Raw genomic sequence first — 8467 nt, 5'->3', positions numbered from 1 at the left:
GTCGGAGGGCTGGCTGGTCGCGAACCAGATCGCGGCGGCGGGTGTTCCCGTCATCGCCTCGGCGCTCAACGACCTGCCGTCGGAGTTCGAGAAGACCGCTGCGACGCAATCGAATATCGGCCGCATGAAGCGCGCGGGCGTCACCGTCTCGATCGGCATGATCAACGACAATGACGCGCACCGGCTGCATTACTCGCCGCAATATGCGGGCAACCTCGTCGCGCTGCAGCGCATTCCCGGCGCCAGCGGCCTGACCTGGGACCAGGCCTTTGCCGCGATCTCGTCCGGCCCCGCCCAGGCGCTGGGCATCGACGCGATGCTCGGGAGCCTCAAGCCCGGTCGCCAGGGCGATGTCGTGATCTGGGACGGCGATCCGCTCGAGCTTTCGAGCGCGCCCGTCGCGGTGATGATCGACGGCGTTCAGCAACCGCTCGACAACCGCCAGGCGCGGCTGCGCGACCGGTATCGCACCCCGCAGGAAGGGGCTTTGCCCAAGGCATACGATCGCTAAGATGCGGTGAACGGAGGATTCGCTGCGGCGATCCTCCTGTCACGCAGGGGACGGGCGGCGATGCAGGATTACGCGATGCTGTTGGCGGGGGCGGTCGGCTTTGTCGGCAGCCATTTCGCGATGTCGCACCCCTTGCGCGCCGGTCTGGTCCGGCGGCTGGGGGACAAGGGCTTCCAGATCGCCTATACGTTGGTTTCGTTCGCCACTTTGTTCCTGATGGTCGAAGGCTTCAAGCGCGCGCCGGTCACCGCGCCGTTCTGGCCGGCAAACGACCTGCTCTGGGCCGTCGCGACGCTGCTGATGCTGATCTCCGCGATCCTGTTTGCGGGATCGCTGATCGGCAATCCGGCGCTTCCCGTGCCCGAGGCGGCGGCCAAGCGGATCGCCGTCAAGGACCCCCATGGCGTTTTCCGCATCACCCGCCACCCCATGATGTGGGGCTTCGCGCTCTGGGGCGTGGCGCATATCCTGATCGCGCCCAGGATCGACACCTTCATCCTGTGCGGCGCGATCATCACGCTCGCTTTGGTTGGCGCGAAGCTGCAGGACGGCAAGAAGTTCGTGCTGATGGGTGATGCCTGGCTGCACTGGCAATCGCGCACCAGCTTCATCCCCTTCGGACGCGGCTTCGCCTTTCCCGGCTGGGCGGCGCTGATCGGCGGGATCGTGCTTTGGCTCGCCGTGCAATGGGCGCATATGCCGCTCGGCGTGGGTGCGGCGGGCATCTTCCGCTGGCTGTGATGCCCCTGCCCCTTTAGCGCGGCGCTGCCACCCCCTATATCGCGGCCATGGCGCTGCCCGAGATCATCACCGACTGGTTTGCGCAGCGCGGCTGGTCGCCCCGGCGGCATCAGCTCGAGATGCTCGATCAGGCCGATGCCGGGCGGCACGCGCTGCTCGTTGCCTCGACCGGCGCGGGCAAGACGCTCGCCGGTTTCCTGCCGACCCTGCGCGATTTCGCCGATGGCAACGCTGCTGACGGGCTGCACACGCTCTATATCTCGCCGCTGAAGGCGCTCGCGCACGACGTGCAGCGCAACCTGCTGACCCCGGTGCAGGACATGGGGCTGAACGTGCGCATAGAGACGCGCAGCGGCGATACGCCCTCGGACCGCAAGGCGCGCCAGCGCGCCCGCCCGCCGCATATCCTGCTCACCACGCCCGAATCCTTGAGCCTGCTGCTCTCCTATCCGGAAAGCGCGGAGATGTTCGCGAGCCTGAAGACCGTGATCATCGACGAGGTGCACGCCTTTGCTGCCTCCAAGCGCGGCGACCTGCTCAACCTGTCCCTCTCCCGACTCCAGACGCTCAGCCCCGGGATGCGCCGGGTCGCGCTGTCGGCCACAGTCGCGGATGCCGACAGCTATCGCGCCTGGCTCGCTCCGTTCGGTGACATCGATGCCGTGGCTCTGGTCGAGGGCGAGCCGGGCGCGGACCCGGACCTCAGCATCCTGATCACCGACGATCGGGTCCCCTGGGCCGGGCATAGCGGCCATTATGCGGTGCCGCAGGTGCTCGCGGAGATCGAGCGCAACCAGACCACGCTCGTCTTCTGCAACACGCGCTTCCTCGCCGAATTCATCTTCCAGAAGCTCTGGGAGCTGAACGAGAAGCACCTGCCGATCGGCATCCATCACGGTTCGCTTTCGGTCGAAGCGCGGCGCAAGGTCGAAGGGGCGATGGCGCGCGGGGAACTGCGCGCACTCGTTGCCACCGCGAGCCTCGATCTTGGCGTCGACTGGGGCAATGTCGATTGCGTCATCCAGATGGGCGCGCCCAAGGGCTCGTCGCGGCTGCTCCAGCGCATCGGCCGCGCCAACCACCGGCTCGATTGCCCGTCCCGCGCGATCCTGGTCCCCGGCAACCGGTTCGAGTATCTCGAAGCCCAGGCCGCGTTCGATGCGGTGACCGAGGGCCAGCGCGATGGTGAGAGCTTCCGCCCCGGCGGGCTCGACGTGCTCGCGCAGCACATCCTGGGCCTCGCCTGTTCGGGGCCGTTCCACGAGGACGAACTGTGCGCCGAGGTCCAGTCCGCGCTGCCCTATAGCGCGCTCACCCGCGAGGCATTCCTGCGCGTGCTCGGCTTTGTCGAGAATGGCGGCTATTCGCTGCGCGCCTATGACAAGTTCAAGCGGCTGGTGCGCGAGAAGGACGGCACCTGGCGGCTGGCACATCCCAAGTTCGCGCAGGCCTATCGCCTCAATGCGGGCATCATCGTCGATACGCCGATGCTCGACGTCCGCTTCAAGAACGGACGATCGCTGGGCCGGGTCGAGGAGGATTTCGCCGCGCAGCTCGCACCCGGCGACACATTCGTCTTCGCGGGCATGGGGCTGGAGGTCGAGCGGATCAAGGATCTCGACCTGATCGTCAAGGCCTCGGCCAAGGCGACGCAGATCCCGAGCTATAACGGCGCGCGCATGCCGCTGACCACGCATCTGTCGTCGCGGGTGCGCGAATTCCTCACCGACCGCGCCGGCTGGGCGCGCTTTCCCGATGACGTGCGCGAATGGCTGGAAATGCAGGACTGGCGATCGGCCATGCCCGAGCCCGACCAGCTGCTGGTCGAGACCTTTCCGCATCATGGCCGCGAATATATGGTCTGCTATCCGTTCGAGGGCTGGAACGCGCACCAGTCGCTCGGCATGCTGCTCACCCGGCGGATGGAGGATCGTGGGCTGCAGCCGATGGGCTTTGTCGCGAACGACTATGCGCTCGCCGTCTGGGGCCTCAGGCGCGTCACCGACCCCGCCGACCTGTTCTCCGCCGATATTCTCGCCGACGAATTCACCGACTGGGTCGAAAGCTCATATCTGCTCAAGCGCGCGTTTCGCGAGGTGGCGATCATCAGCGGGCTGGTCGAACGCCAGCATCCCGGCAAGAAGAAGACCGGTCGGCAGGTCACTTTCTCGACCGACCTGATCTATGACGTCCTGCGCAAGTACGAGCCCGATCATGTGCTGCTCGAAGCCGCCTGGGCCGATGCGCGCGCGCGGATGACCGATATCGGCCGGCTCGGCGACCTGCTCGACCGCGCGGCGGGGACGATGCTGCATGTCGAACTCGAGCGCGTCAGCCCGCTGGCGGTGCCGGTGCTGGTGATGATCGGCCGCGAAAGTGTCGCGCAGGGCTCAGCCGACGATGCGCTGCTCACCGAGGCGGAATCGCTCGCCGCTACGGCGATGCGCGCGGACTGATTGCCAGCCGGCGCGTCGGCGTGTTACATCTGCAAGACAACCAGAGGCTGCGGTCATCGCGGCACGAGAGGATCGATCCGATGCTGTATCGCGCGCTGGCCGGTGCGTTGACCCTGTGCGCGGCGCTTTGCGCCGCACCCGGCGCAATCGCGCAGGATGCACTGCCCGAGAGCGGCTTTGCCGATACCACGGTCGGTGCGCTGACCGATGCCGACCGCCTGACCCAGGAAGCCGAACGGATCGCGCTTGCCCGCGACCGCGCCAGCCGCATGACCGTGCCGGTGAGCATCGACGGGCGCGGGCCGTTCAAGTTCATGATCGACACCGGCTCCGAGCGCACCGTGGTGTCGAGCGACATCGCCTCGGTGCTGTCGCTCGAAATGGCCGAGATCGCGCGGCTGGTGAGCATCGCGGGCAGCAAGATGGTGCAGACCGTGTACCTGCCCGAGGTGACCCTGGGCCGCCGCAACTATGGCGAGCTGGTCGCGCCGATGCTCGAGGCGCACCATATCGGCGCGGACGGCATTCTCGGCCTCGACGGACTGCAGGACCAGCGCATCCTGTTCGATTTCCTGGAAAATGCGATCACGATCGAGGATATTACCGAACGCCCCCGGGTCAGCGATTTCGAGATCGTGGTGAGCGCGCGGCGCAAGTCCGGCCAGCTGATCTTCACCGACGCGACGCTGGGCGGCAAGCGGATCAGCGTGGTCATCGATACCGGCGCGCAATCGAATATCGGCAACATGGCGCTGCTCAAGCGGCTGGGTGCGTCGCACAAGCTCAGCGCGCAGCAGGCGAGCCTCACCTCGGTCACCGGCCAGACGATCCTTGCCGATGCCGGCCTGGCGCAGGATTTCCGAATCGGGCGAGCGCAGTTCGACTATGTGCCTATCGTCTTTGCCGATGCCGACGCGTTTCGCGAACTGGGCCTGGACAAGACTCCCGCTTTGCTGCTGGGCATGAGCACGCTGCGCCAGTTCAACCGGATGATGATCGATTTCAAGCAGCGCCGGGTGCTGTTCGACATGCCCGAGGCTGCGCGGGTCAGGCCCGATCGCGCGCGGATCTGACGGTCAGCACCAGTTCGGCTTGCCGCCGCCATAATAGACGGCCAGCCCTTCGCCGACCAGCGTTTCGCCCAGGCTTGTCCCGTTGCGCGTGACGCGGAACAGCGCGCGGCCATAGCGGTCGGTCGCGCGGTCCGCCGGCTCCAATGCGATCGGCCCGGCGTTGAGCAATTGCTGCATCCGTTGCTTGGCGCGCTGGCCGAGCTGGAATTCGGCATCGCAGCGCGGCGAAGAGATTTCTGGCGTGTCGATATCGGCGACGCGGATCTTCTGTCCCTCCAGCCAGAAGGTGTCGCCGTCGACGACGCAGGTATACCGCGCACCGCCGGCACAGGATGCAAAGCGGAAGGAGCCCCCGCGACCCGGGGCCGAGGCAGCAGAGCCGGTCGCTGCGATCGGTGCGGGCGGACCTTCCTGCGCCTCTAGCAGCTGACGCTGCTGGCGCGAGACGGCCCAGGGGTCCGACCACGCCGTCGGCGCGGCAGCGGACGGGACCATCGTCGTCTCGGGCCAGAGCCATGCGTTGAGGTTCCATCCCGCCAGAAGCGCCAGAAGGATGGCGAGCGTCGATATGCGGGCTTCGGTCGCGCGGCTGACGACCCGGTTATGGCGGGTTCGCCGAGAGCCGGGCTGAGAGCGAAAGGCATGGGATCGACGCGCCATCGCCCGAATGTGGAGGCGCGCGGTAAATCAAAGCTTATCTGTGCGACGAAGCGCATCATTTTCCGACGAACAGAAAGCCCACCCCCGCCATGATGCAGGCAAAGGCCGCGAAATGCCGCCAATTGAGTGCCTCGCCGAGCACCGTGACCATGAAGACACCGAAAACCGTCAGCGCCAGCGCCTCCTGCACCACCTTCAATTGCCCCGGCGTCCAGCCATGCGCGAAGCCGATGCGGTTGGCGGGCACGGCGAAGCAATATTCGACCAGCGCGATGCCCCAGCTGGTCAGGATCACCCAGAACAAGGGCCGCGACGCGGCGGCAGCGGGGCCTCCTTTCAGGTGCCAGTACCAGGCGGTGGTCATGAAGATGTTCGAGATGGTGAGCAGCACCAGGGTGGGGGCAATCTGGCTGGGCATGGACGGCTTTCAGCGGGTGGTGGGAGGGCCTGACGGGGTCGCGGGAGGTAAAGATAAGATAAATCTGTCGTCAACGCCTGCTTAACCTTTGACGACAGGACGTGCTTAACCAGCCCCCTCCCAAATCATGATCAACACCAGATAAATGGGGGTCAGTATGTCACCGGACAGTCTGTTCATTTCGTTCCTGTCGATCTCGCTCGCATCGGTCTTCATGGCTCTGGTCATCGGGACGCGCGGCGACGAAATCCGCAGGATCGCCGCCGCGATCGGAGAAGAGGGCGGCGGATTCACCCGGCGCAAGGCGACGCGCATCGCTGCGGTCGAACGCAAGACCGCGATTGCCGACGAGGCGATGATGGCGCGCGCACGCGGCGAGCGCTTCGTCCCGCCGCGCGACTATGGCGGTCGCTGAGACCGGTCAGCGCGTCGGCGGCTCGGTCAGCCCCAGGTCAATGATGAAACCCAGCACGCCGGTGATGGCGCCGTCCTTGCCGTGACGACAGGTTCCGCGCACGAGAATGTTCCGCATCTCTCCGGCCTCATTGAGCAGCCGGGCGTGAAAGTCGAAATCCTCGCCATGGTCGAGCGCGCGCCGTACCGCCCGCCGAACCTTGGCCCGGTCATCGGGATGATAGGCCAGGATCGCTTCGGACATCGGCGGTTCGCCCAGGCTCCGGTCGCGCGCGTAAATGGCAAATACCTCGTCCGACCAGGCCAGCGACGTTTCCGACCATTCGTAATGCCAGTTGCCGATCCGGCCGGCCGCCAGCGCGTGATCGAGCGCCCGCGCGACGCTGTTGGCATCCGGCGCGGCGGCCCCGAGCTGCCATTGCGCCCGGCGCAACCGGCGCAGCAGCTCGAGCGCGGCCAGCGTCGCCACCAGCGCACACAGCCAGGGCAGATGTTCGATCAGGGTGACGCTCATCGAAACGCGCTATTGCTCGCTGCAGGCTGCCTTGTGCGCCCTGGCATTCTCGACATAATGCGCGACGCCCATGCGCATACCCATGATCGCGGGCTCGGGCAGGTCGCGCATGTACTGCGCGGGCCGCCCGCCCCAGAGCTGGCCTGACGGCATGGCCTTGCCCGGCGTCAGCATCGCGCCGGCCGCCAGCATCGCATCGCTGCCGATGCGGCAGCCGTCCATCACGATCGCGCCCAGGCCCACGAACGCCCGGTCCTCCAGAATGCAGCCATGCACCATCGCCATATGACCAATCAGCACGTCTTCGCCGATGATCGTCGGGAAGCCCTCGGGCGATCCCGGGCGCGGACTGTCGCAATGGATGACGCTGCCGTCCTGCACATTGGTCCGTGCGCCGATGACGATGCGGTTCACGTCTGCCCGGATCACGCAATTGTACCAGATGCTGGCATCGGGGCCGACCTCCACATCGCCGATGATGCGGCAGCCGGGCGCGATGAACGCGCTGTCATGAATGCGCGGAGTCTTGCCGTGCAGGCTGATGATCGAAACATCGTTCATGGTCTCAACCCTTTGCCAGCAGACGCGCGGCATGCGCGGCGTGGTAGGTCAGAACCCCGCTGCACCCGGCGCGGCGGAAGGCAAGCAGGCTTTCCAGCACCACCGCATCGCGATCGCCCGCGCCCGCTGCGGCCAGCGCCTCGATCATCGCATATTCGCCCGAGACCATATAGGCATAGACCGGCACGCCGAACGTCTGTTTCACCCGCGAGACGATGTCCAGATAGGGCATGCCGGGCTTGACCATCACACTGTCCGCGCCCTCGGCTATGTCCATGGCGACCTCGCGCAGCGCCTCGTCGCCGTTCGCCGGGTCCATCTGATAGCCCTTTTTGTTGCCCTTGAGCAGACCGCTCGACCCCACTGCATCGCGGAACGGGCCATAAAAGGCGCTCGCATATTTGGCGGCATAGCTCATGATCTGGACGTTATGGTGGCCGTCCGCTTCCAGCGCGGCGCGGATCGCGCCGATGCGGCCGTCCATCATGTCCGACGGCGCGATGATGTCCGCGCCTGCTCGCGCCTGGTTGAGCGACTGGCCGACCAGTATCTCGACCGTCGCATCGTTGAGCACATAGCCCTCGCCGTCGATCAGCCCGTCCTGGCCGTGCGCGGTATAGGGGTCGAGCGCGACATCGGTGAGCACGCCGATGGAATCGCCCAGCGCATCCTTGATCGCGCGGATGGCGCGGCACATCAGATTGTCGGGGTTGAGCGCTTCCGCGCCATCGTCGCTGCGCCGGTCGCCCTGGGTGTTGGGGAACAGGGCGAGGCACGGAATGCCGAGGTCCACCGCCTCCCGCGCGCGCTCGACGATCCCGTCTACCGACCAGCGCGACACGCCGGGCAGCGAGGCGATCGGCTCCTCCGTGCCCGTGCCCTCGGTCACGAACAGCGGCCAGATCAGATTGGCAGGCGACAGGCTGGTCTCGCGCACCATGTCGCGGCTCCACGCGGTGGCACGCGCGCGGCGCAGGCGGGTGGCGGGATAGGCGGAGGCAACAGGTGTAAAGCTCATGGAACAGTCTTAGCGAGTAGACCGGCCGAGGGGAAGCGGTGTTGGGGAGCATGCTGTCGTGCTTGCTGCCAACTCGTCACCCCCGCGAAGGCGGGGGTCCC

10 protein-coding genes are annotated in these 8467 nt (G+C 66.5%); 5 read left to right on the top strand and 5 right to left on the bottom strand.

What is annotated here, in order from left to right:
- The 4 genes from AX735_RS02165 to AX735_RS02150 all read left to right on the top strand — a co-directional run.
- Positions 1 to 511, top strand: a 511-nt coding sequence (locus AX735_RS02165) for an amidohydrolase family protein (protein ID WP_156447392.1), incomplete at its 5' end; no start/stop codon positions are given.
- Between the two features lie 75 nt (positions 512 to 586).
- Positions 587 to 1252 (top strand): NnrU family protein, encoded by a 666-nt coding sequence (locus AX735_RS02160; RefSeq protein WP_231749988.1) that lies wholly within the window; start codon positions 587 to 589, stop codon positions 1250 to 1252.
- Positions 1253 to 1299: 47 nt separating this feature from the next.
- On the top strand, positions 1300 to 3708 hold the full coding sequence (locus AX735_RS02155) for a ligase-associated DNA damage response DEXH box helicase (RefSeq protein ID WP_066274923.1): 2409 nt from the start codon (positions 1300 to 1302) through the stop codon (positions 3706 to 3708).
- Positions 3709 to 3788: 80 nt separating this feature from the next.
- Complete coding sequence (locus AX735_RS02150; protein WP_066274922.1) at positions 3789 to 4781, top strand: retroviral-like aspartic protease family protein; 993 nt, start codon at positions 3789 to 3791, stop codon at positions 4779 to 4781.
- Between the two features lie 3 nt (positions 4782 to 4784).
- Here the strand turns inward: AX735_RS02150 and AX735_RS02145 are convergent, their stop codons facing one another.
- Entirely contained in the window at positions 4785 to 5441 is a 657-nt protein-coding gene (locus AX735_RS02145; RefSeq protein WP_066274919.1) for a thermonuclease family protein, read from the bottom strand.
- A gap of 55 nt (positions 5442 to 5496) precedes the next feature.
- Complete coding sequence (locus AX735_RS02140; RefSeq protein ID WP_066274915.1) at positions 5497 to 5859, bottom strand: DMT family protein; 363 nt, start codon at positions 5857 to 5859, stop codon at positions 5497 to 5499.
- 157 nt (positions 5860 to 6016) lie between these two features.
- Between AX735_RS02140 and AX735_RS02135 the strand changes: the two genes are divergently transcribed.
- Positions 6017 to 6274, top strand: coding sequence for a hypothetical protein (locus AX735_RS02135; RefSeq protein WP_137775931.1), 258 nt, complete (start codon positions 6017 to 6019; stop codon positions 6272 to 6274).
- Between the two features lie 6 nt (positions 6275 to 6280).
- On the opposite strand, the gene AX735_RS02130 is transcribed toward AX735_RS02135, so the two are convergent.
- From AX735_RS02130 to hemB, 3 genes are read right to left on the bottom strand one after another with little or no spacing between them, the layout of a single operon-like run.
- Positions 6281 to 6787, bottom strand: coding sequence for a PAS domain-containing protein (locus AX735_RS02130; RefSeq protein WP_066274906.1), 507 nt, complete (start codon positions 6785 to 6787; stop codon positions 6281 to 6283).
- A gap of 9 nt (positions 6788 to 6796) precedes the next feature.
- Positions 6797 to 7348 carry a gamma carbonic anhydrase family protein gene (locus AX735_RS02125; RefSeq protein ID WP_066274901.1) on the bottom strand — a complete coding sequence of 184 codons (552 nt, stop codon included), beginning with the start codon at positions 7346 to 7348 and terminating at the stop codon, positions 6797 to 6799.
- 4 nt (positions 7349 to 7352) lie between these two features.
- Positions 7353 to 8366, bottom strand: a complete 1014-nt coding sequence (hemB, locus tag AX735_RS02120) for a porphobilinogen synthase (RefSeq protein ID WP_066274895.1) — start codon at positions 8364 to 8366, stop codon at positions 7353 to 7355.
- Between the last annotated feature and the right edge of the window lie 101 nt (positions 8367 to 8467).

It is taken from the genome of Blastomonas sp. CCH1-A6 (assembly GCF_001556365.1).
GTDB lineage: Bacteria > Pseudomonadota > Alphaproteobacteria > Sphingomonadales > Sphingomonadaceae > Blastomonas > Blastomonas ursincola.
This window is presented reverse-complemented; position numbering and strand designations above follow the sequence as displayed.